At 41.8% G+C, this 22,267-nt stretch carries 19 protein-coding genes and 1 tRNA gene; 7 read left to right on the forward strand and 13 right to left on the reverse strand.

Annotation, left to right across the window (positions count from 1 at the left end):
* Positions 1–112: 112 nt before the first annotated feature.
* The 3 genes from K8B83_RS14155 to K8B83_RS14165 form a co-directional block, all read right to left on the reverse strand.
* A complete protein-coding gene (locus K8B83_RS14155) occupies positions 113–706 on the reverse strand; it encodes a tyrosine-type recombinase/integrase (RefSeq protein WP_124014335.1) in 594 nt (197 codons plus the stop codon).
* 616 nt (positions 707–1,322) lie between these two features.
* Positions 1,323–2,654: a tyrosine-type recombinase/integrase gene (locus K8B83_RS14160; RefSeq protein WP_223417499.1), complete on the reverse strand. Its 1,332-nt coding sequence runs from the start codon at positions 2,652–2,654 to the stop codon at positions 1,323–1,325.
* 87 nt (positions 2,655–2,741) lie between these two features.
* Positions 2,742–2,831, reverse strand: a tRNA-Ser gene (locus K8B83_RS14165).
* 308 nt (positions 2,832–3,139) lie between these two features.
* On the opposite strand from K8B83_RS14165, the gene punR reads away from it, so the two are divergent.
* From punR to K8B83_RS14195, 6 genes are all read left to right on the forward strand, one after another.
* Positions 3,140–4,042 (forward strand): DNA-binding transcriptional activator PunR, encoded by a 903-nt coding sequence (gene punR, locus K8B83_RS14170; protein ID WP_188739082.1) that lies wholly within the window; start codon positions 3,140–3,142, stop codon positions 4,040–4,042.
* A gap of 182 nt (positions 4,043–4,224) precedes the next feature.
* Complete coding sequence (locus K8B83_RS14175) at positions 4,225–4,884, forward strand: Bax inhibitor-1/YccA family protein (RefSeq protein WP_188739083.1); 660 nt, start codon at positions 4,225–4,227, stop codon at positions 4,882–4,884.
* A 65-nt stretch (positions 4,885–4,949) separates the two neighbouring features.
* Positions 4,950–5,339 carry a sulfurtransferase complex subunit TusD gene (tusD, locus tag K8B83_RS14180; RefSeq protein ID WP_188739084.1) on the forward strand — a complete coding sequence of 130 codons (390 nt, stop codon included), beginning with the start codon at positions 4,950–4,952 and terminating at the stop codon, positions 5,337–5,339.
* A 17-nt stretch (positions 5,340–5,356) separates the two neighbouring features.
* Positions 5,357–5,713, forward strand: a complete 357-nt coding sequence (gene tusC, locus K8B83_RS14185; RefSeq protein WP_223417501.1) for a sulfurtransferase complex subunit TusC — start codon at positions 5,357–5,359, stop codon at positions 5,711–5,713.
* Positions 5,710–6,018 (forward strand): sulfurtransferase complex subunit TusB, encoded by a 309-nt coding sequence (gene tusB, locus K8B83_RS14190; RefSeq protein ID WP_223417503.1) that lies wholly within the window; start codon positions 5,710–5,712, stop codon positions 6,016–6,018. The genes tusC and tusB overlap by 4 nt, the downstream gene beginning before the upstream one ends.
* Positions 6,012–6,350: a TusE/DsrC/DsvC family sulfur relay protein gene (locus K8B83_RS14195; protein ID WP_223417505.1), complete on the forward strand. Its 339-nt coding sequence runs from the start codon at positions 6,012–6,014 to the stop codon at positions 6,348–6,350. Before tusB ends, K8B83_RS14195 begins: the two co-directional genes overlap by 7 nt.
* Positions 6,351–6,612: 262 nt before the next feature.
* Here K8B83_RS14195 and serS read toward each other — a convergent pair whose 3' ends face one another.
* The 6 genes from serS to lrp form a co-directional block, all read right to left on the reverse strand.
* Positions 6,613–7,899: a serine--tRNA ligase gene (gene serS, locus K8B83_RS14200; protein WP_223417507.1), complete on the reverse strand. Its 1,287-nt coding sequence runs from the start codon at positions 7,897–7,899 to the stop codon at positions 6,613–6,615.
* An 18-nt stretch (positions 7,900–7,917) separates the two neighbouring features.
* A complete protein-coding gene (gene crcB / locus K8B83_RS14205) occupies positions 7,918–8,292 on the reverse strand; it encodes a fluoride efflux transporter CrcB (protein WP_223417509.1) in 375 nt (124 codons plus the stop codon).
* Positions 8,285–9,616: a replication-associated recombination protein A gene (locus tag K8B83_RS14210; RefSeq protein ID WP_223417511.1), complete on the reverse strand. Its 1,332-nt coding sequence runs from the start codon at positions 9,614–9,616 to the stop codon at positions 8,285–8,287. Before K8B83_RS14210 ends, crcB begins: the two co-directional genes overlap by 8 nt.
* 8 nt (positions 9,617–9,624) lie before the next feature.
* A complete protein-coding gene (lolA, locus tag K8B83_RS14215) occupies positions 9,625–10,269 on the reverse strand; it encodes an outer membrane lipoprotein chaperone LolA (RefSeq protein WP_223420075.1) in 645 nt (214 codons plus the stop codon).
* Positions 10,270–10,280: 11 nt separating this feature from the next.
* A complete protein-coding gene (locus tag K8B83_RS14220) occupies positions 10,281–12,911 on the reverse strand; it encodes a DNA translocase FtsK (RefSeq protein WP_223417513.1) in 2,631 nt (876 codons plus the stop codon).
* Positions 12,912–13,218: 307 nt separating this feature from the next.
* Positions 13,219–13,716: a leucine-responsive transcriptional regulator Lrp gene (gene lrp / locus K8B83_RS14225; protein ID WP_188739092.1), complete on the reverse strand. Its 498-nt coding sequence runs from the start codon at positions 13,714–13,716 to the stop codon at positions 13,219–13,221.
* Between the two features lie 178 nt (positions 13,717–13,894).
* On the opposite strand from lrp, the gene ald reads away from it, so the two are divergent.
* Positions 13,895–15,010: an alanine dehydrogenase gene (ald, locus tag K8B83_RS14230; protein ID WP_223417515.1), complete on the forward strand. Its 1,116-nt coding sequence runs from the start codon at positions 13,895–13,897 to the stop codon at positions 15,008–15,010.
* A 77-nt stretch (positions 15,011–15,087) separates the two neighbouring features.
* Here ald and K8B83_RS14235 read toward each other — a convergent pair whose 3' ends face one another.
* The 4 genes from K8B83_RS14235 to K8B83_RS14250 form a co-directional block, all read right to left on the reverse strand.
* On the reverse strand, positions 15,088–17,346 hold the full coding sequence (locus tag K8B83_RS14235) for a bifunctional diguanylate cyclase/phosphodiesterase (protein WP_223417517.1): 2,259 nt from the start codon (positions 17,344–17,346) through the stop codon (positions 15,088–15,090).
* Between the two features lie 240 nt (positions 17,347–17,586).
* Positions 17,587–18,801, reverse strand: coding sequence for an RsmB/NOP family class I SAM-dependent RNA methyltransferase (locus K8B83_RS14240; protein WP_223417519.1), 1,215 nt, complete (start codon positions 18,799–18,801; stop codon positions 17,587–17,589).
* A 125-nt stretch (positions 18,802–18,926) separates the two neighbouring features.
* Positions 18,927–20,195, reverse strand: coding sequence for a sugar MFS transporter (locus K8B83_RS14245; protein WP_223417526.1), 1,269 nt, complete (start codon positions 20,193–20,195; stop codon positions 18,927–18,929).
* 163 nt (positions 20,196–20,358) lie between these two features.
* Positions 20,359–21,993, reverse strand: coding sequence for an alpha-glucosidase family protein (locus K8B83_RS14250; RefSeq protein ID WP_223417528.1), 1,635 nt, complete (start codon positions 21,991–21,993; stop codon positions 20,359–20,361).
* Positions 21,994–22,267 lie beyond the last annotated feature (274 nt).

Consider the following 22,267-nt stretch of genomic DNA (forward strand, 5'->3'; position numbering starts at 1 on the left):
ACTTCTTATAAATAGTTTTATTTGATACATTAAAAACTTGTTTTTACGAAATTGTAATACTTGCTTTTACGGAATTAAAATACTTGTTTTTACAAATTTACACAAGTTACTTTTATGAATCAGTATCCTCTGAAATATTTAAAGCGTCTTCTAACTCTACACCCAAATAGCGGATGGTATTATCTAACTTAACGTGGCCAAGTAGTAGCTGTACTGCTCGTATATTTTTAGTTTTTGCATAAATTAATGTTGCCTTAGTTCTTCTCATGGAGTGAGTGCCATAACGGTATTCGTCATACCCTAACTCTCTTGCCCATCGATGAATAATACTAGAGTAGTAGCTGTAACTCATTGGATAACCGCTCTTTCTAGGGCTTGGAAATATATAATCTGCTGGGGTAAGTACCTTTTCATTAATCCATTTAGACAGAGATTGGGCTGTTCGAGAAGTGATTTCAAATTGAACATCGCGGTCAGTTTTACTCTGCCTGTAAATGACACGTGTATGGATTACGCCACCACTGCTAATATCTCTAACTTTCATTCTAAGTAAATCACAAGAGCGTAACTTACAATCTATCGCTAGATTTAACAAAGCGAGCTCTTTAATATTTTTTTCGATTTCTAATCTTGTCCTAATTCTCCAGATATCTTCAAGTTTGAATGGTTTTTTCTGTCCTGTTGAGTGGCCTGTTTGCGTCAACATAACGCACCTCCTTAATAACAACAAGATTGCCCTTACTAAGTTTAGTCGGTGAAAAAATTTAATCATTAGAATAAATGCATATCTGGAATTCCCAGTAAAAAGACAATTTAGATTTCGTTTCACTGATACAGAGATGGCAACCTTTCACATGAGAAAATATATGGAAAAAATGATCCACCGATATGTTTATAGGTTTATTTGCTAAATGGCTTTGGGGCATAAACGTTTTAGCTGGTTTCATGCAGAATCCCTATATATCTCCCAAAATAAAGATACAGTTAAAACTACTTACTCACTCTTTTATACAAATTAATTTCGCTCTCAGTGAGAGCGAAAAGATTTATTTCGCACTACCCTGTAGCTGATTCGTGCTGGGTTGCAGAGTATTTAAGACAATTTATAAAAAAATCAATGTTTGAAACGCTTGTTTGATTTATAAGTTTTTCTTCGCACTCACTGACTGCGAACCATTTTCAATACCATTATATTTCGCTCTCCGCTGTAGCGAACTAATTACTGCTTTGGCAGTGTTTGTGCCTCAACTGACACTGTTACTGCCAATCGAGACAGATTGTTAATTTAGGTTTAAAGTTTATTTATTAACCACACCCGATCATCAAATTTGATATTCAATTCTCTCAATATCCTTCAGCAATGCAGCAACGTTTATATCTTTGCCGTAACGACTGAAAGTGATGTTGGGATTAGCGTGACCGACGATTTGCGCCACGATGTGCTCGCTGATATCTAGTTGCTTCATTTCATCGATAAACGTGTGCCTGAAGCCATATGACGTGGGGCGCTGGTTCGCTTGTATGCCTATCTCGGTTTGAAGCTTGGCGAGCTGTTTACAGTAGGTTTTTGACCAATCTTCAATGATGCCGACAGGTTTATAATCAAACAGTTGGGTATGAGTTGATTTTCTTTGATCAACAAACGCAATAAAACCTTGCTCAAGCAAGCGCTGATGTACGGGCACATAACGTTTGGCATTGAGGTTCTTTAATCGTTGTGCTGCACCGCTGTCATCAATGCTAATACAGTGTACGCCATCGATTAGTTTGATATCTCCAGGTTTGAGCTGGCAGGCTTCTGAAGGCCTTAAACCACCATAAAGCATTAATCGGGTGACCCATTTGAAATCGGTTGTTGAAACCTTGAATGATGAGCTGCGAAGTAGTCGTTTAAGTTCAATGTGCGTCCAGCGGTCTCTAGCTTGATTCGGTTTAGCTTTTGGTTTTTGTCCGACAGTAACGCTTTCAAAGGGGTTGCTGGTGCAGTAATTCATTAATTGGCACCACTTAAAGAACTGAAATATGGCCGCTAAGTACTCTTTATTACTTTTGTAGCTTCGGGCTTGAGTTAGTAAAGCATCGCGATAGGTCATCGCATCAGCACTGGTGATGTCATGCACACATTTATCATCAGTTTTAAGCTTGGTTTTAAGAGTGGATTTTGATGATACGGTATCAATAAAATGCCGAATACGCTGCTCAAGCTGCTTAATAGAGAGCGGCCTGATGGCTGATTTTTGTTTTGAGATAATAAATGCGCTTAATGCTTCGTTTAACCCAATAACAGGCTTTGCTTGCGCCACAGCGATAGTTTCACGGTGTTCTGACAGCTTAGTGTCCCTAATAGGGATAGCATGAGATTTAGGCGTGATATTGAACGTGATACCAGGATCAGCTGTATCAAACTGAGCTCTGAGATGGTTAATGACCTCATCAACATAGCGAATAAAGTCATTAATACGGGTTTGATGGTCAATAGACTTGATGATTTTTTTGAGTGTTCCGGCAACCTCAATGTTGCGGATAACCGCTTCTGCTCTGTCACGAGTCAGTAAGGAGACTTTTACGTCAAAGGGGAAGCCCTTGTCGCGTAAATATTTGGATAAACAGATACGTGTAAAGTATACGTTGTTGGGTGCTCGATAAAGATACATTGTCTGAGTCAATCCTTATGGAGAGCCCCTCAAACGCCAAAAACAAAAAAAGCCGTTGATAATCAACGGCTTTTTTTGTTTTTAATGTGGCGGAGGGATAGGGATTTGAACCCTAGAACGGGGTAAACCGTTGCCGGTTTTCAAGACCGGTGCATTCGACCACTCTGCCATCCCTCCGAGCGGGCGAATAATATGACAATGACCGTTTTGTGTAAAGCGTAAATTGCAAATAATCTATCAACTGCTGAATAAACACTCAGCCATTTACCTTTGCTGCCCTAGAACTAATTATTGTTATCATCTGAAAAGTGAATGCGCTCCACTTCTTTAGGTGCCTTATTTGGGCAATGTGTATGTAAAACACAGTAAAACACATAACCAACTGCGAGATAAAACAGCTGATAACCTAGACTCTGCTTGATTTGATTTCGCTTAATGATTACCTTTAACAGCAAGTATTTATAAACTATGCCAAGGATAGCGTAATGCTTTCAGAACAAGCATTCGAGATGATCGACATTGTTGCCCGAGTGGGTAGTTTTACCGCTGCAGCCAACAAAATGAATAAAGTTCCTTCTGCTGTTAGTTATGCCGTTAAACAAATTGAAGATGACCTTGGCGTTATCTTATTTGAACGTCATCATCGCAGTGTCAGTTTAACGCCTGCGGGTGAGCATTTTGTTGCGCAGTCACGTGAAATAATGACCAAGCTTAACAACATAAAACGTGACACCCAGAAAGTCGCTAATGGTTGGCGCCCTTCGTTGTCGATTGCCATTGATAACATGGTGCGTGCAGACAAAATCAGTGTGTTAATTGCCGACTTTTATCGCCACTTTACTGATATTGAATTAATCATTCGACTTGAAGTGTATAACGGGGTGTGGGAGTCGTTGTCGACAGGAAAGAGTGATATAGCCATTGGTGCAACGTCAACTATCCCTGTTGGTGGTGTGTTTAAATTTAGAGACATGGGTATGATCCCTTGGCGCTTTTTGGTGAGTAAAAACCATCCTTTAGCTAAAGCGGAACACTTACTCACTGATGCCGAGTTATTGCCCTACCCATCTATTTGCTTGCAAGATACTGCCAGTAATATTGCTCATAGACCCAATTGGCTGCTTAACAATCAACGCCGCATTGTGGTGCCTGATTGGATCCGCGCATTAAACTGTTTTCGTGAAGGTTTAGGTATTGGCTATATGCCTTACCATTTAGCTGATGTGTTTATTAAAGCAGGTGCATTAATTGAAAAACAATTAGACAAACCAAAACAAGATACCGCCTGTTGCTTAGCCTGGAATAGCGCCAATATGACACCGGCAATGCAATGGGTGTTGGATTATTTAGGTGATACGCCCAAGCTTAAAAAAGAATGGTTAAGCTAAAAGAAGCTATTGAAGATGATAAGGTTATATTAATCTTAACTTTATGGTAACGTAGCGCCATTAATCGATGTGATAAATTAATTTATATTTAATGTACATTGCTTACGCTGGATTTAATGTCAGAGTGAAAGTAATAGGTTTTCACCTTGAACAAATCATTGAGTTAATCTCAGGAGACAATAATGAGTCAACAATCCGTTTTATCACCTAGTCTATCGACTACTGAAGTCAATAAACTGCTAAAAAACACTTATATGCTACTGTCTATGACATTGGCATTTGCCGCTGTAATGGCTGGTTTAAGCATGCTGTTTGAAATTGGTCGCTGGCCTTCACTCGGTTTATCCATTGGTGGTTTAGTATTGTTGTTTGTGACTTTGAAAAAAGCTGACACCGCCGCGGGTCTTTTTTGGGTATTTGCCTTTACCGGTATGGAAGGTGCGTCACTGGGTTATATTCTTAACCATTATGCTGGCATGGCTAACGGCCCAGGGCTTATTATGCAAGCGCTTGGTTTAACGTCGGTTATTTTTGTTGCCTTATCGGCTTATGCACTCACCACCAAAAAAGATTTCTCGTTTATGGGCGGGTTCTTATTTGCAGGTATGCTAGTGATGATTGGCGCATTAGTGATTAATTTATTTGTGCAAAGCTCTGTGATGTTTATGGCGATGAACGCAGGTATTGCGCTATTGATGACCGGTTTTATTTTATACGACACTAGCCGTATCGTGAACGGCGGCGAAACCAATTACATCCGCGCAACAGTGTCGCTGTTTTTAGATTTCTTAAACTTATTTATGAGCCTTTTACATTTAATGGGTATGGGCAACGACGATTAATCGCCGATAGAGTTCAGCGTTAAATTACGATAAAATGGCCCTAATTTAGGGTCATTTTTTTTATCATGAGCAAATTCATTATTCAGGTTAACGGCAGTGTTTACGGTACCAGTGCCAGTTTTAGAGCATTGTCTTTTTGCCAACATGCACTCGCCAATGGCCATGACATTATCACGGTATTTTTTTACCAAGACGGCGTGACCAACAGCAATGCCCTTACCTGCCCAGCTTCTGACGAAATAGACATGCATGCAAAATGGCAAGCCTTTGCACAGCAATACAACATCACACTCACTAATTGTGTATCAGCAGCGCTTCGCCGTGGGGTACTGTCGCAACAAGAAGCTGTTGAAAATGGTAAAAAGCATTGGAATAGTGATGAGACCTTTACCATGGGCGGCTTAGGTGAGTTAGTCGTTGGCATAGAAAAAGCCGATCGTTTAATCAGCTTTTAAAATCGATAGGATAAATAATGAAATCTGTGGCCATTGTATTTCGCCATGCCCCCTTTGGAACCACCAGTGGCCGTGAAGGATTAGATTTAGCCATGCTTAGCGCCAGCTTTGAACAACAAGTCAGTCTCATTTTTACTGATGAAGCGGTGTTGCACCTTATTGGCGGACAAACCCCAGAGCAAGCTGGCGCAAAGGATTATTTATCCGCGCTAAAAGCACTGCCGTTATATGATATTGATACGGTTTTAGTGTGTAGCGATTCGATGCAGCTATTAGGGCTCAAAGCCAGCGAACTCAATATTGAGGCTAAAGTGGTAAGTGCCGATGTGATCACCAAAACACTGCAAGCGGTTGATGAGGTATTAGTATTTTGATTTTGCATCATATTCAAACGTCAGTAACAACCGACAACGCACTCGCTACCTGTTTACGCTTTATTCACCCTAGCGACAGCATTATACTGGCTGGCGATGCTGTTAACTGTTTATTGCAAATGCCATGGCAACATCGGTTAGCCTCGGTTAACGTATTTATACTGCAAGACGACGTGCACGCACGTGGCTTACAACAGCATATAGAAACAATTGCGACGCGTATGTCGCCTGAGCTTTTTCATATTATTGATTACTCATCATTTGTTGAGCAATCGCTTAAGCATAACAAGGTCATCACTTGGTAAACTCTTTTGATTTTAACGGTCAGCAAATTGAAGTTGATCATCAAGGTTATTTAAAAAATGTCGCAGATTGGCAAGAGTCGATGGCGCCAGTTATTGCGGCAACTGAAAACATTGAACTCACAGAACAACATTGGGAAGTGATTAGATTTGTGCGCAATTTCTACTTAGAATACAAAACTAGCCCGGCTATCAGAGTATTAGTAAAAGCCATTGGCCAAAGCTTGGGCGCTGATAAAGGCAACTCTAAATACCTTTATACTTTATTTCCTGTCGGCCCTGCCAAACAAGCCACTAAAATTGCCGGACTGCCCAAACCGGCTAAGTGTTTATAGTCTCAGATTAGATAAAAAAGCCCAGTTAGCTTATGTTAACTGGGCTTTACGTTATGACTATGGAACCATATTATCTACAAAAATGAGTACAACTTGAGCAAGCAGTACCATTACTAAAATAACAAAAAACATTCCAATTGAAGACGATACAAATTTTCCGTTATTACGCTGACCATTAGCCACCGCGAGTTACCTTTTACAATACCCAACAACAAAACAAACTGAGATAAGTGCCTCAAGTATAAGCACTTAACTAAAGTGCTTAGCCAATAACGCTCAAACCACCCATGTATGGACGTAAGACTTCAGGTACAGTAATGGTGCCATCTTGGTTTTGGTAGTTTTCTAGCACGGCCACTAATGTGCGGCCAACTGCTAGGCCCGAGCCGTTTAGTGTGTGTAATAATGCTGGTTTATTGTCTACCTTGCTGCGGTATCTGGCTTGCATTCTACGCGCCTGGAAATCTTTCATGTTTGAACACGATGAAATTTCACGATACGTATTTTGTGCAGGTAACCACACTTCAATATCAAACGTTTTGCTCGAACCAAACCCCATGTCACCGGTGCACAACACCATTGTGCGGTGCGGTAAACCCAATAACTGCAATACTTTTTCAGCGTGAGCGGTAATTTCGTCTAGTGCTGCCATGGATTGATCTGGGTGAGCAATTTGCACTAGCTCCACTTTATCAAACTGATGCTGGCGAATTAAACCACGGGTATCACGACCGTATGAACCTGCTTCGCTTCTGAAACATGAGGTTAATGCTGTCATTTTCATTGGCAATTCGCTTTCATCCACAATCATGTCGCGCACATAGTTAGTTAATGGCACTTCAGCGGTAGGAATAAGCGATAACCCTTGGCCTTCTTCAGTAGCCGGTTTAGTGTGAAATAAGTCTTCACCAAACTTAGGTAACTGGCCCGTGCCAAGTAAGCTGTCTTCGTTCACTAATAACGGAACGTAAGCTTCTGTGTAACCGTGTTCGTTAGTGTGAAGGTCTAGCATAAACTGACCTAGAGCACGGTTTAAACGGGCAATTTGGCCGCGCATAATAATAAAGCGTGTACCGGTAATTTTAACTGCACTTTTAAAATCTAATCCACCAAGCGCTTCGCCAAGGTCTAAATGATCTTTTACTTCAAAATCAAATGCCTTAGGGGTGCCCCAACGTCGTACTTCAACGTTTTCGGTTTCATCTTTACCTACTGGCACAGACTCGTCAGGCAAGTTAGGTACGCTCATGGCGATTAAGTTGATTTGTTGTAAAAGCTCAGCAAGCTCGGTTTTTTTCGCGTCTAACTGAGCACCCAAATCCCCTACTTGCGCCATAATGGAGCTGGTGTCTTCGCCGCGTGCTTTAGCTTGGCCAATCGACTTAGAAATTGCGTTACGCGACGCTTGTAAGTCTTCGGTTTCTACTTGAAGCGATTTACGCTTTTCTTCAAGCTTGGTCAAATTATCAACATCAAGAATAAAACCACGAGTGGCTAAACGCTCGGCAGTGACTTCCAGTTCATTACGCAAAAATTTTGGATCTAGCATGTTGTCAGTTCTTTTTAGTTAAACGCGAGAAAATACAAGTTGTTGACCAATGTACACCATAAAAAGACACAAGGTGACATTCAACAACACATTTAAAACAGCCTTATACCAGTAGCCTTCCTGGAGCAGCAATAAGGTTTCATTTGAGAAAGTCGAAAACGTAGTTAACGCACCTAACAGACCAACGCCAATTAGGGCTTTAATTTCTGGGCTAACATGGCTCAGTTGCCCGAGCGCATATACCACACCCATTAAAAACGATCCCAATAAATTAACTAACAGTGTACCAAAAGGAAAACTGCTTCCAAATAGCTGGATCATAAATATTGACAGAAGATAGCGTAAAACTGCACCAATTGAGCCGCCTAACGCCACAAGCAACACATTAGTCATAACGCTTAATCTCACTTTGCCGATCAAGCTCATTAAGTTGGGCGAGTTTATCTTGAATGCGTTTCTCAAATCCACGATTAGTGGGTTGATAAAATTGGCTATCTTGCAAAGACTGCGGAAAGTAGTTTTCGCCCGCGGCAAAAGCGCCTGGTTCGTTATGGGCATAACGGTATTCTTTACCAAAGACAATTTCTTTCATTAACTGAGTTGGGGCATTACGAAGATGATTAGGTACCGGTTCGTGACCAGTTTGTTTCGCTAACTCACGGGCAGCGTTAAAAGCGGTGTATACTGCATTACTTTTAGGCGCGCTTGCCAGGTAAAGAATGGCTTGAGCAATGGCGCGCTCACCTTCTGCAGGTCCCACTCTGTGATAACAATCCCACGCATTAAGTGCAACAGTCATGGCCACCGGGTCGGCATTGCCTATGTCTTCAGATGCAATTGCCAGTAGGCGTCTTGCGACATACAGTGCATCACCGCCACCTTCTAATATGCGGCAAAACCAATACAATGCCGCATCGGGCGCTGAGCCTCTAACTGATTTATGCACAGCAGAGATTAAATCGTAAAATTGATCACCATTTTTGTCGTAACCCGCCGCTTGATGGCCAGCCACTTGAGTGAGCATATCAGAGGTAAAGTCGCCGCCGTCGCTCACCAAATCACTCATGAGTTCCAGCAAATTAAGGGCTTTACGAGCATCGCCTTCACTAATGTCTGCCAATTGCTTGGCAACTTGCTCAGGCAAGGTTAACTGGCGTTTACCATATCCGCGTTCAGTATCATTAAGTGCCTGGGCAATAATTAATTGGATTTCGTCGCTGGTTAAGCGGTTAATCAGATAAACCCGTGCTCGCGATAATAATGCATTGTTTATTTCAAATGAGGGATTTTCGGTTGTGGCACCAATAAAAATGACCGTACCGTCTTCAATAAACGGTAAAAAGGCATCTTGTTGGCTTTTATTAAAGCGGTGTACTTCATCGACAAAGAGTAAGGTGCGCTGGCCACGACTTTGAGCAATGGCTTTAGCTTGTTCAATGGCGGCGCGAATGTCTTTTACACCTGAGGTAACCGCTGAGATACGCTCAACATGAGCATTAGCGTAATGTGCTATCAGCTCTGCTAAGGTGGTTTTACCTGTACCTGGAGGCCCCCACAATAACATTGAGTGCGCCCGATTTGCCTCAAGCGCTTTTCGCAGCGGCTGGCCTTCACCAAGCAAATGCGCTTGGCCTATATATTCACTGATGTCCCTTGGTCGCATTCGTGCAGCCAAGGGCCTAAAATCAGGTGCAAAATCAAACCCTAAATTAGCCATTGACCGACTTAATTAACTTGCTTTAAACGTTGATCATCAATGTCGACATTGTCTGGCACTGCAAATTTAAACAACGACTTTTCTGCTGGAGTGACAGCACGTTGAGCTGACAATTGAAATTGGCTTAAATTGCCTTGCTCATCGGTCAGGTTAAACTGGGTTAACAGTGCGGCTTTAAAGCACACACTCACGGCCACTACACTGCTATTGAGTTTTTTTGGCTGAATATCAAAACAATTAGATTGTGCATCATTTTGACGTTTTATAACTGTGTATTTATTCCATGTTTCATCGTCGCGATGAACCAATAATGCCATAGGTGATGCATCAACGGCTTGCGATACATCCATTACGGTGACTTCTTCGGCAAAGGGATTATATACCCATAAATTTGCACTATCGGCAACAATCAATGACTCATCAGGCTCTGTTAAGTGCCAATAAAACTGATTGGGATAGGCCAATGCAAACACACCATTTCCACTTTGGATAGGCTTGTTATTGATGTCGGTCACTTGCTGAGAAAATGTAGCATGCAAATTGTCAACTTTAGCTAATTTAGCACGTAACTCTGAGGCATCATCGGCCCTTGCAGCAAGCGATAGCAGGCTTGTTGCTAATAATAGGCCTAACACTGTAATACGTTTGTTCATCATTATTCCTATTAGTTTCTTGGTGGTGGCGGAGCCAACACTTCTCGGTTACCGTTGTGACCTTGAGAGCTGACAATGCCCTGGCCTTCCATCATCTCTATAATGCGGGCGGCGCGGTTGTAACCAATTTTAAATTTACGTTGTACACTTGAAATAGAGCCTCGGCGAGTTTCTGTTACAAACGCCACGGCATCATCATAAAGCGCGTCATATTCTTCTTCGGTGTCTGAGGTTTCACCCGGCAACAGGACTTGTTCACCTTCTGACACCCCATTTAAAATTTCATCTATGTATTGAGGTTGGCCACGTTCACACCAGTCGGCGACCACTTTATGCACCTCGTGGTCGTCAATAAATGCACCATGCACCCGGTTGGGTACGCTGGTGCCGGGCGGCAAATACAACATATCACCCATGCCTAACAAGGTTTCGGCGCCTTGTTGATCTAAAATGGTGCGCGAGTCGATACGTGACGACACCTGAAACGCAATGCGTGTTGGAATGTTGGCTTTAATCAAACCTGTGATCACATCAACCGATGGGCGCTGCGTTGCTAATATTAAATGAATACCTGCGGCACGGGCTTTTTGAGCAATACGGGCAATGAGCTCCTCAACCTTTTTACCCACAATCATGATCATGTCTGCAAACTCATCAACCACCACCACAATGGATGGCAATTTTTCTAGTGCAGGCGCTTCATCTAGCATGCTCTCAGATGATTTCCATAATGGATCGGGAATGTACTCACCTTTAGCTGCCGCGTCTTTAATTTTGTAGTTGTAACCTTTTAAGTTACGTACACCTAATGCCGACATTAATTTGTAACGACGTTCCATTTCGCCCACACACCAACGAAGTGCATTGGCGGCTTCTTTCATGTCGGTGACCACTTCACACAATAAATGCGGAATGCCTTCATATACAGACAGTTCCAACATTTTAGGGTCAATCATGATAAAGCGTACATCATCAGGGCCCGATTTATACAGTAAGCTGGTGATCATTGCGTTGACCCCGACAGACTTACCAGAACCCGTGGTACCTGCAACTAATAAATGCGGCATTTTGCCCAAATCAACCACAACAGGTTCACCAGCAATGTCTTGACCTAGCACCATAGACAGAGTCGATTTACTGTCATTAAAAGCAGCGCTGTCAAGCACATCACGCATGTAGACTGTTTCACGGAATTTGTTAGGTAATTCAATACCCACATAGGCTTTACCTGGAATAACCTCTACGACTCGCACGTTTTCGGCAAGCAATGAACGGGCTAAATCTTTTGCAAGATTGGTGATTTTTGATGCTTTAACTCCAGGGGCCAGTTCAAGCTCAAAACGGGTAATTACAGGCCCTGGGAATACGCCAACCACATTGGCAATAATATTAAAGTCAGCCAACTTGGTTTCAACCAGCCTTGCAACTTGGTCGAGCTCTTCTTCGCTTATCGGGTTTTTCTTACGATCGGGTACATCAAGCAAAGTAATACTCGGCAAAGGATCCATTTTGCGTTTTTCTTGTGGAGCCTGGCCATCTATCACCACTAGTCCGTCTACAATTTTGGCTTCTTTTTTAGGTTGTTTTTGGGCTACCAAAGCACCGTTTGAGTGAGGCTTTTCAAATGCATCATCAAAAGTATCTGTTATATCAACATCGTCGCTAATATCGTCATTAGTGCTAAAGCCATTTTCATCATCGTTTTTAGTGGCTACCCATGGGGCAAATGTTGGTTCGTCATCTTCAAGGGTAATTGACGGCTCGAGGCGATCATCATAATCGATTTCATCATCGTCTATGGCAGTTGGTTCTATTGCCTCTGCCACTTTAGGTTTTCGACTGAAGAAACTGCGTTTTTTCTCAATCACTGGCTCGATGTCATCAGTGTCTAGCTTGCTTATTGGATTGTCTTTTAACGATTGTGGGGTGTCATTTTGCTCAAATGGCGATTGCTCGTCTAATTCATCGCGGCGTTGTTTAAATTTATCAACCAATGACATAAAGCCTTTGGTGTCTTCTGTTTCGCGTTCACGTTTAAATAAGCTCGGCAATGTCCAAATACGCTTAATACACCAAATTGCAGCAAAGCCTGTGAGCTCAATAATGGTAAGCCAGCTAATGCCTGTGGCTAAGGTAAAACCGGCACAAATAAAACACATTAACAGCAGCGTTGTGCCTAATGTATTAAAGTATGGCAGCATCGCCTGCCCTATTACATCTCCGGCTACACCTCCGGCCGAAAACACAAACATGTTTTCGGCATTCATGCTCACTAAAGCCGCTAGTGCCAGCAGCATTAACATAAAGCCTATGATACGAAGGCCCACTGAAAAATAATCGATCTCAAAAATTCGGTGAGCCCGATTGAAGATAAACCAACCCGTTGTGGCAATAATCACCGGGATTAAAAATGCAATAAAGCCAAAAAAGTAAAACAGCACATCTGCTGTCCAGGCGCCAACCGCACCTGTCCAATTATGTATTTCGCCTTGATAATGCGATTGACTCCACCCCGGATCGTTCGGGTTAAAACTCGATAGCGCCAATAGAATGTAGGTTGCAACCATGCAACAAATAATTAAACCACCTTCGAGCAAGCGTTGTAGGCCGCTGAGTGTTTTTAGACTATTTTCCTGAGTCAAACGAAAACATCCATAAAAGAGTGAAAAATAAGGGTTAAGATAACAGAATATCACTGTATTTGCAGTGATTATGCACCTTGATTTAATGAAGCTCAATGGATTGTTATCGGGAATTAATCCAGCCAATCAAAAGTCATGTACGTCTGTAAAATAATGGGTGTTTTATCGACAAAAACAATTCCTGATGAATCTATAAAATGAAGCAATAATCGCAATTTTATAGTCCATCAAGATTGCGTTAACCGCCCTCTGATCTTTGTGTTTTACTCACGCTAACAGGTTTTACCACTTACAGAGGAAGATAAGGTTATCCTAGATTGTACAACGCCACTTTATTGGTTTGTTTTACCTCTTCCATCACCACATAAGTACGGGTATCTGACACTGAAGGTAATTTCAGTAGGGTTTCACCTAATAAACGGCGATATGCAGACATATCTGACACTCTAGTCTTCAATAAGTAGTCGAAATCACCAGAGACCAAATGACATTCTTGAATATCATCTAGCAGTTGAACCGCTCGATTAAAGCGATCAAATATGTCGGGTGTGTCGCGATTTAAGGTGATTTCTACAAAGACAAGTAATGATGCACCTAAATAATGAGGGTTAACGAGTGCAGTATAGCCATTTATAAACCCTTGTTTTTCTAAGCGTTTAACTCTTTCCAGACAAGGTGTCGGGCTCAAACCAACTCTTTTAGACAGTTCTACATTAGAGATGCGCCCGTCAATTTGTAGTTCGTGGAGGATGTTGCGATCAATACGGTCTAAATCTTTAATTGAAACGTTTTTATTACTTGCCATATATTTAACCTTGTTTTGTCCCTAAAACAATATTTAAACCTTTTTAAAGGGAATTTTCAGCAGCATAATCTGCTTAACCAGCACTATACTAGAGTTCCCTGAAATAAGCACGTTCAGGTCACAATTAATAACAACTATACCCACTAAAAGTGGGTTTTATGCAAATTGAGGCTCAAAAATGATTATTGGTGTACCAACAGAAATCAAAAACCACGAATACCGTGTTGGCATGGTTCCTTCAAGCGTGCGCGAATTGACCATCAAAGGTCATGAGGTTTTTGTGCAGTCTGATGCAGGTGTCGGTATCGGGTTTACTGATCAAGATTATATTGATGCTGGTGCTTCAATTTTAGCAACTGCTGCAAAGGTTTTTGCTAAAGCTGAAATGATTGTAAAAGTAAAAGAGCCGTTAGCTGTTGAACGCGCTATGTTGCGTAAAGATCAAATTTTATTCACCTATTTACACCTTGCGCCAGATTTAGCGCAAACCAATGACTTAATAGCCAGTGGTGCTGTGTGTATCGCTTACGAAACAGTCACTGATGACCGTGGTGGTTTACCACTACTTGCACCTATGTCTGAAGTTGCGGGCCGTATGTCTATTCAAGCCGGTGCGCGTGCACTTGAGAAATCACTTGGCGGACGCGGTATGTTATTAGGCGGCGTACCAGGAGTTGAACCGGCTAAAGTTGTTATTATTGGCGGCGGTATGGTAGGTACAAATGCAGCGCAAATGGCTGTCGGTATGGGTGCTGATGTGGTTGTGTTAGACCGTAGCATTGATGCATTACGTCGTTTAAATGTGCAATTTGGCTCAGCGGTTAAGGCTATTTACTCTACGGCTGATGCCATTGAGCGCCACGTGCTAGAAGCGGATTTAGTGATTGGTGGTGTGTTAGTACCGGGTGCAGCGGCGCCTAAACTCATTACTAAAGACATGGTTAAGCGTATGAAGCCTGGCAGTGCCATTGTGGATGTGGCAATCGACCAAGGCGGCTGTGTTGAAACGTCACACGCTACCACTCACCAAGACCCAACATATATTGTTGATGACGTAGTACATTACTGTGTTGCTAACATGCCTGGTGCTGTTGCTCGTACTTCTACGTTTGCACTAAACAATGCAACATTACCTTACATCATTAAGTTAGCTAATCAGGGTTACAAACAAGCTTTATTAAATGACAAGCATTTATTAAATGGCTTAAACGTTATCCATGGCAAATTGGTATGCAAAGAAGTCGCTGAAGCATTGAGCCTTGAATTTACTGATCCAAAAAGCATGCTTAACTAATCGCTGTTGAAATAGTAAGTTTGTTTAATAAAAATGCCGCATTAGATGCGGCATTTTTCTGTATCAACATAATAGGGTTAATTTAGTTTTGCTTGCTTGGCTAAGAGATCAACAAAGGCATCTGCTGCCATAGGCTTATAGAAGAAGTAGCCCTGCACAGCTTCAATATCTTGCTGTTTTATAAAGTCCAATTCATATTGAGTTTCAACTCCTTCAGCTACAATCGATAAATCCAAAGCTCTACTCATACTGACAATCGCTTCAATGAGTGCTTCATGTCGGGCACCCATCGAAATCTTTTGGATAAACGATTTGTCTATTTTAACTTGATCCACAGGAAAATTAGCTAAATAAGACAGTGACGAATACCCAGTACCAAAATCGTCTACTGAAATCTGTAAGCCACGTCGGCGAAGTTCAATAAGCAACTGGCTAATACTTTCTTGTTGTTTCATCATTAATGATTCTGTGATTTCTAGGGTCAGTAGATGATAAGGCAATTGATTTGATTCAAACTCTGTTTGCTTATTATCGAAATACGCTAAAAACCGCTGTTGCAAATCATCGGTCCAAAATTCAATGGTCGACACATTGATTGATAAGGGGACTGCAAGTTGTTTATTTTGCAATCGCGTTAACATATTTAAGGCTTCAGTTCTTACCCATTCACCTATTTGCACAATAAAGCCAGACTCTTCTGCAATAGGGATAAACTCATCTGGAGAAATAAATTGGCCTTTATATTGCCAACGTAATAACACTTCAGCTTTAACAATTTTACCGCTGTTAGGATTGACAATCGGTTGATAATACAAGGCAAATTCATTTCGACTAATGGCTGACTTTACATGCAAATACAGCTCTGCATTACGTTCGGCATTCTTTTGTATTTGTTGGTTGAAAAATTGAAAACCATTACGACCACGCGATTTAGCATTATACATTGCTTGGGTAGCACAATTGAGCATCTGCTCCACTTTATCCGCATCGTCAGGATAACGCGCAATACCGGCACTGAGTGTTAATTTAAGGTGCTGACCTCCCACCGAAAAAGGATTATCGAGCACAGCAATAACATCGTTAACCATGTCGACTAATGACTCTGTTGTCATCTGGCCAGGTACGACTAAGGCAAACTCATCGGCGGCAATACGAGACAGCAACACATTTTCAGGGATTGTACTGGATAAACGTTTAGCAACCAGCTTTAACACTAAATCACCCTTATCATGACCTAAAGTATCGTTAATTTGTTTAAAGTGGTCTATATCTAACAAAATCAAATTAAACGCCTGCTCGACTTCATGATGAATGTCTTTTGCATCGACTAGGCTTTGAAGACTATGAAACAAATATTTACGGTTAGCTAAGCCCGTGAGTTGATCATAGTTTGTTTGAAAATGTATGGTGTTCTCTGCGGTTTTTCTAGAAGATATATCATTGATTAACCATGCAAAACAATTTTGTTGGGTGAAAGAATCACGGATAACAGCAACCGTTAACGATATATCAATAATATCATTGTCGGTTCTTAAGCCTCGTAATTCACCTTGCCAGGCATGACCTCGAGATAAATGCTCAAATAAATCGTCAACCACCTCTTTAGGTGAGTGGCTTAAAAAGCGCTGAACATCAAATAACTTAAGATTGGCATAATAAGTCGACGTTAACGCCCTAAATATAGGGTTGGCCAGTATGACCGAATTATCTTCACTTGTTATCACCAACGCTATAGGTAAACTATTGAAAATTTTACTACTTAATCGCTGAACGTGCATTCCCCGACTACGTTCTATCGCTAAACTTGCTAACCTAGCGGCTTCTTGGATTAAGATTAAATCTTGCTCTGTAGGGGATTTTATCGTGTCGTAATACATGGCGAAAGTGCCTAACACCTTACCATCACTGTCTTTAATCGGCTCTGACCAACATGCCTTCAACCCAGACTTAATAGGGATTTCTTTATATGCTTGCCAGTTAGGGTGACTGTCGATATCTTCAACAATAACGCGTTGGCACAAAAAAGCCGCCGCACCACAGGAGCCAACTTCTGGACCAATTTCAACTCCATTTATTACCTTGTTATAGGCATCTGGCAAATTAGGCGCGGCACCTGCAATAAGGCGTTTACCATCATCACTGAGTAATAAAACCGAGGCTCGAGTACCAATTTTTTGTGCTTCGATTAGCAACACTAACGCATTGAGCATTTCGCCTAACGGCAGACCTTGCAGCACCATGTTCAAAATAGTGCTGTAACGCTCCAGCCGAGAATCGTGATAGATATCTTGCGGGGATTTTTGCGATGGATTGTCGATATTCGGTCCTATATCCATGATGCTCCGTAATGATGTGAACTGGTTCACACAACAACAAACTATGTTAACAAGATTATGCATTTGTTGCGCGTTTATCAATGCTAAATTTGTATTTAATTTGCTAACGCTCTATAAAATCTAAATAATATTGTACAAATAAAAAAACAGCGCCTTAATAGGCACTGTTTAACATGAGTAAATATTTAACCATAGGTTATCGGGGTCAAATCTTAATTGGATATTTAACACCGCAAAGGACTATTCAGCAATCCGCTCCATTTTGGCAAGATAAAAACCGTCGAATCCACGTTCAGCAACTAAAATATTCTCATCTTCCAGTAGTTTGAACTGCGGGTTTTCAGCTAAAAAAGCATCCACTTGATGGCGGTTTTCTTCTGGCATAATTGAACAGGTCGCGTAAATCAACATCCCGCCCACTTTGACCATACGGCTGTAGCTTTGCAAAATATGTTTTTGCAATTCAATCAACACAGGTAAGCGATCTGGAGTATCTCGCCATTTTGAGTCTGGATTTCGCTTTAACACACCTAAGCCTGAACAAGGCACATCGAGCAATACTCTATCTGCCGTGAGCTTTAATCGTTTAATGGTTTTTGAACTGGCAATAATACGGGTTTCAACGTTATGCGCACCCGCACGTTTTGCACGCGCTTTTAGGTTGTCGAGTTTCCATTGCTCAACATCCATGGCCAACAAACGCCCTTTACCTTGCATTTGTGCTGCAATATGTAGCGTTTTACCACCCGCGCCAGCACAGGCATCGACCACGCGCATGCCAGGTTTTGCACCAACTGCGTCAGCCACTAATTGCGAGCCCGCATCTTGTTGTTCAAACCAACCATCTTTAAACGCATCGGTACGAAATAATGCAGAATCTGAGGTCACTTCAACCGCAGAGCTTACATCAGGCAATGCAACGGCGGTTACCCCTTCTTTTTGTAATCGTGCAATCAGCTTATCGCGATCGCACTTTAGCTCATTAACACGAAGGTAACGCTTAGGTTGCTCAGCTAATGCGGCGCGCTCAGCAGGCCATTTTTCGCCTAATTGGGTTTGGCCTAACTCGTTAAGCCATTCTGGGCAGCCATCCCATAACACAGGATCGGCTTTGGCTTTTTCAAGGTTGGCATCAAATGATGCTTGTTCAATTTTTAGGGAGTACTGCATTTTGGGCAAAACAAGGCCATGAAATACATGCCAGCCATTAAGCAGCTTTGATCCTTGACGGTCAAACTCATCTGGGGTGATATCAACTAAAAAACAATACAAATTAAGTCGACGTAAGATATCGCCAGTAACTTGGGTGATCCGCGCTTGTTCTGATGGGTTAAGTGATAAACCGGAAAAGTGCTCTGAATAAGCTCGGTCTAATGGTTTTCCTCGAGTTAACACCATCGTCAGTACGTTTAATACTAATTCAGATGAACTGCCAGACAGCGGATAAGTTAACATGGGCTCTCTCATAAAATAACAATCAGTGTAAAAACGTGCCGATCATAGGGATTAAGGGCGCTGATAGCAAGAAAAAGCGACCCGAAGGTCGCTTAGTGTGTGTGCCTGTAAACGGGTATCACAATTTACATTTTTGACCCTTTAGCGCCATAGAACAAAATAAAGCCATAACACACTACGGGTAATATAAAGGCAAGTTGTAAGCCCATGCTATCTGCCATAACACCTTGTAACAATGGCACAATCGCGCCGCCCACTATCGCTAGACATAAAATACCGCTACCCTGTGAGGTGTGAGGGCCTAAATCTCTCAGTGCTAAGCTAAAAATAGTGGGGAACATAATTGAGTTAAACAAGCCAACGGCCAAAATAGACCACGTAGCAATAGCACCACTGCTGTTCATGGCAATCAAAACTAATACCGCAGCCATTAAAGCATTGAACGCTAACATGGTGCCAGCAGGAATTTTTTGCATGACAGCAGAACCAATAAAGCGACCGACCATCGCCCCGCCCCAATAATAAGTAATGTATTTAGCGGCATCTGACTCTTGTAATCCAGCAATATGCTCTTCACCTAAAAAGTTAACTAAAAAGCTGCCGATAGACACTTCTGCGCCTACATACACAAAGATACCCACGGCACCTAATACCAAGTGAATACTTTGCCACGCACTGGTTTTACCGTTATGGGTAACAACACCATCGCTGTCTGACGATTCATTGTGTTCAGCAATGGTGGGTAAGTTTAGTTTGGCAAAAATTAATGCTAAAAGCCCTAACATACCGGCCAAAATTAGGTATGGCAATTTAACCACTTCAGCCTCGGCTTGAGCATGGCTTAGGCCTTCAACTGCGCCAGTGGCTACAGATAAAATCAACACAGCACCAAAATATGGTGCAACCGTGGTGCCTAATGCATTAAAAGCCTGAGTTAAATTTAAGCGGCTCGATGCTGTTTCAACGCTGCCTAACGCATTTACATAGGGATTGGCAGCAACTTGTAAAATAGTGATACCAGATGCCAAAACAAATAATGCGCCCAAAAATAAGCCATAGGTTGCAAAGGCTGCTGCGGGGTAAAACAATAAACAGCCTAAACAGGCAATTAACAACCCACATACTATGCCTTTTTGATACCCCATCTTTTTAACCAACTTACCTGCAGGTAGTGACACCAAAAAGTAAGCGCCAAAAAAGCAAAATTGGATCAACATGGCTTCAGTGTAATTTAGCGAAAACACGGCCTTTAAATGTGGTATTAAAATGTCGTTTAAGCAGGTGATAAACCCCCACATAAAAAACAATGACGTTAAAGACACCAGAGCAAAACGATAATTACCGTTACCTCCGTCTGTTGCCGTGTGTTGTGTACTTTGCATTGTTGAAGCCATATTAGGTCTCTTCTCGTTAGTTATTGTTATATATTTTTCATACTGGCAGTTATCATAAGCACATTGACACTGGCCAATATAACCAAATTTACTCTCAGTCTAGTCATGTTATAGATCACGGGATAAAAAAAGCTGAAACACTCAATGTTTCAGCTTGTTAATATTAGCCAACTTTGCCATAAAAACTGGCATACCCAGGTAAAATTACCGAGGTAGAACCGCCTTGTGATTCAACATGGCCAGACTCGAGCCCATGCCCTTGCACAATGTCAGTTACGTTTAATTGACCTAAATCGAAACGGCATTGTTGTGCTGTAAAGTTAAACAGAACCAACATACGTTGTGCGCCTAATGTTCTAATAAATGCTAATACATTTTGGCCCGCATCGATAAAATTGATGTCCCCTTCAATTAACACATCTTGCTGTTTACGCCAGGCTAAAAAATGACGGTAACTGTTTAAAATTGAGTGGCTATCTGCCTCTTGAACATCTACTGCGCTGTTGATATGTTCAGGGGCAATGGGCAACCAAGGCTGAGTATGGCTAAAACCCGCATTGTCTGCTGACTGAATCCAAGGCATTGGCGTTCTGCAACCATCGCGGCCTTTAAACATTGGCCAAAAAGCGATTCCAAATGGATCTTGTAGTTGCTCAAAATCTATTACAGCTTCAGTTAACCCTAACTCTTCACCTTGATAACTACACACGCTGCCGCGTAATGAAAACAACATCGCGTTGAGCATTTTTACCATGGTCGGGTTAGCTTGCTCTTTACCCCAGCGAGTAGCAACACGTTGAACATCATGATTTCCAATAGCCCAACATGGCCAACCATCACCAATGCTGGCTTCTAACTCTTCTACCGTTTGGCGAATATAGGCGGCGCTAAAATCATCAGTTAATAACTCAAAGCTATAGGCCATGTGTAAGCGGTCATCACCTTGGGTATATTCTGCCATGGTGGCAAGCGAGTCTTCAGACGACACTTCACCTAATGTTACCGCACCTGGGTAGCGGTTAATCAATGCACGTAATTCTTCAATAAAGCCCACGGTTTGTGGACGAGTATTATTGTAATAGTGATATTGATACGCATATGGGTTGTCTTCGCTAAAACCACGACCTTGTCGTTGATCTTTCGGTTTGGCTGGGTTATCCCGTAGCTGTTCATCGTGGTAACAAAATGTAATGGCATCCAGACGAAAACCATCAACGCCTTTTTTAAGCCAAAACTCGACATTATTTAACACAGCTTGACGCACTTGTGGGCAATGAAAGTTTAAGTCAGGCTGACTTTTAAGAAAGTTATGTAAATAGTATTGCTGACGGCGAGGTTCCCATTCCCATGCGCAACCACCAAAGATAGCGAGCCAATTGTTTGGGGCGCTGCCATCGTCTTTAGGATCGGCCCATACATACCAGTCGGCTTTATCGTTATCGCGACTTTGGCGGCTTTGCTCAAACCATGCATGTTGATCTGAGGTATGACTTAATACCTGGTCAATCACCACTTTGATATTACGAAGGTGTGCCTGCTCGATTAGCTGCTCAAAATCAGCCATGGTGCCAAACAAAGGATCAATTTCGAGATAGTCACTAATGTCGTAACCAAAATCTTTCATTGGCGATTTAAAAAACGGCGATATCCAAATGGCATCCACATTTAAACTCGCAATATAGTCAAGCTTGGCGATAATGCCTTGCAAGTCACCCACACCGTCGCCATTAGAATCCATTAAACTGCGAGGATAAACTTGATATATTACTCCACCACGCCACCAGGTTACCTGACTCATTGCTTCCCCTTGAATTAGTTAACCCAATTTCGACCCGAGAGTTAACTTAATGTTGCGTTCGCGTAATAGAACGCTGTTGTTATTTATTGTCTGTGAGGATACGTGAATAAGGAAATCAGGTTCAATACACCTGCATACGTATGCAAAGAAAAACATTTACGCCAAACATAGAAGAAGAACACATTAAGCTCATAAAATCATAACGTTAATCAACAATTCAACATTTAAAAAGATGTTTAATAAATGTAATAATCCGTCACAGTTTCATCTTCGC

The sequence above is a fragment of the Shewanella inventionis genome (assembly GCF_019931735.1).
Taxonomy (GTDB): domain Bacteria; phylum Pseudomonadota; class Gammaproteobacteria; order Enterobacterales; family Shewanellaceae; genus Shewanella; species Shewanella inventionis.

Bases quoted from the DNA above. Each gene is read 5' to 3' on its own strand.
- K8B83_RS14155 (WP_124014335.1), bottom strand. From the start codon at position 706: ATGTTGACGCAAACAGGCCACTCAACAGGACAGAAAAAACCATTCAAA.
- K8B83_RS14160 (WP_223417499.1), bottom strand. From the start codon at position 2,654: ATGTATCTTTATCGAGCACCCAACAACGTATACTTTACACGTATCTGT.
- punR (WP_188739082.1), top strand. From the start codon at position 3,140: ATGCTTTCAGAACAAGCATTCGAGATGATCGACATTGTTGCCCGAGTG.
- K8B83_RS14175 (WP_188739083.1), top strand. From the start codon at position 4,225: ATGAGTCAACAATCCGTTTTATCACCTAGTCTATCGACTACTGAAGTC.
- tusD (WP_188739084.1), top strand. From the start codon at position 4,950: ATGAGCAAATTCATTATTCAGGTTAACGGCAGTGTTTACGGTACCAGT.
- tusC (WP_223417501.1), top strand. From the start codon at position 5,357: ATGAAATCTGTGGCCATTGTATTTCGCCATGCCCCCTTTGGAACCACC.
- serS (WP_223417507.1), bottom strand. From the start codon at position 7,899: ATGCTAGATCCAAAATTTTTGCGTAATGAACTGGAAGTCACTGCCGAG.
- crcB (WP_223417509.1), bottom strand. From the start codon at position 8,292: ATGACTAATGTGTTGCTTGTGGCGTTAGGCGGCTCAATTGGTGCAGTT.
- K8B83_RS14210 (WP_223417511.1), bottom strand. From the start codon at position 9,616: ATGGCTAATTTAGGGTTTGATTTTGCACCTGATTTTAGGCCCTTGGCT.
- lolA (WP_223420075.1), bottom strand. From the start codon at position 10,269: ATGAACAAACGTATTACAGTGTTAGGCCTATTATTAGCAACAAGCCTG.
- lrp (WP_188739092.1), bottom strand. From the start codon at position 13,716: ATGGCAAGTAATAAAAACGTTTCAATTAAAGATTTAGACCGTATTGAT.
- ald (WP_223417515.1), top strand. From the start codon at position 13,895: ATGATTATTGGTGTACCAACAGAAATCAAAAACCACGAATACCGTGTT.
- K8B83_RS14235 (WP_223417517.1), bottom strand. From the start codon at position 17,346: ATGGATATAGGACCGAATATCGACAATCCATCGCAAAAATCCCCGCAA.
- K8B83_RS14240 (WP_223417519.1), bottom strand. From the start codon at position 18,801: ATGTTAACTTATCCGCTGTCTGGCAGTTCATCTGAATTAGTATTAAAC.
- K8B83_RS14245 (WP_223417526.1), bottom strand. From the start codon at position 20,195: ATGGCTTCAACAATGCAAAGTACACAACACACGGCAACAGACGGAGGT.
- K8B83_RS14250 (WP_223417528.1), bottom strand. From the start codon at position 21,993: ATGAGTCAGGTAACCTGGTGGCGTGGTGGAGTAATATATCAAGTTTAT.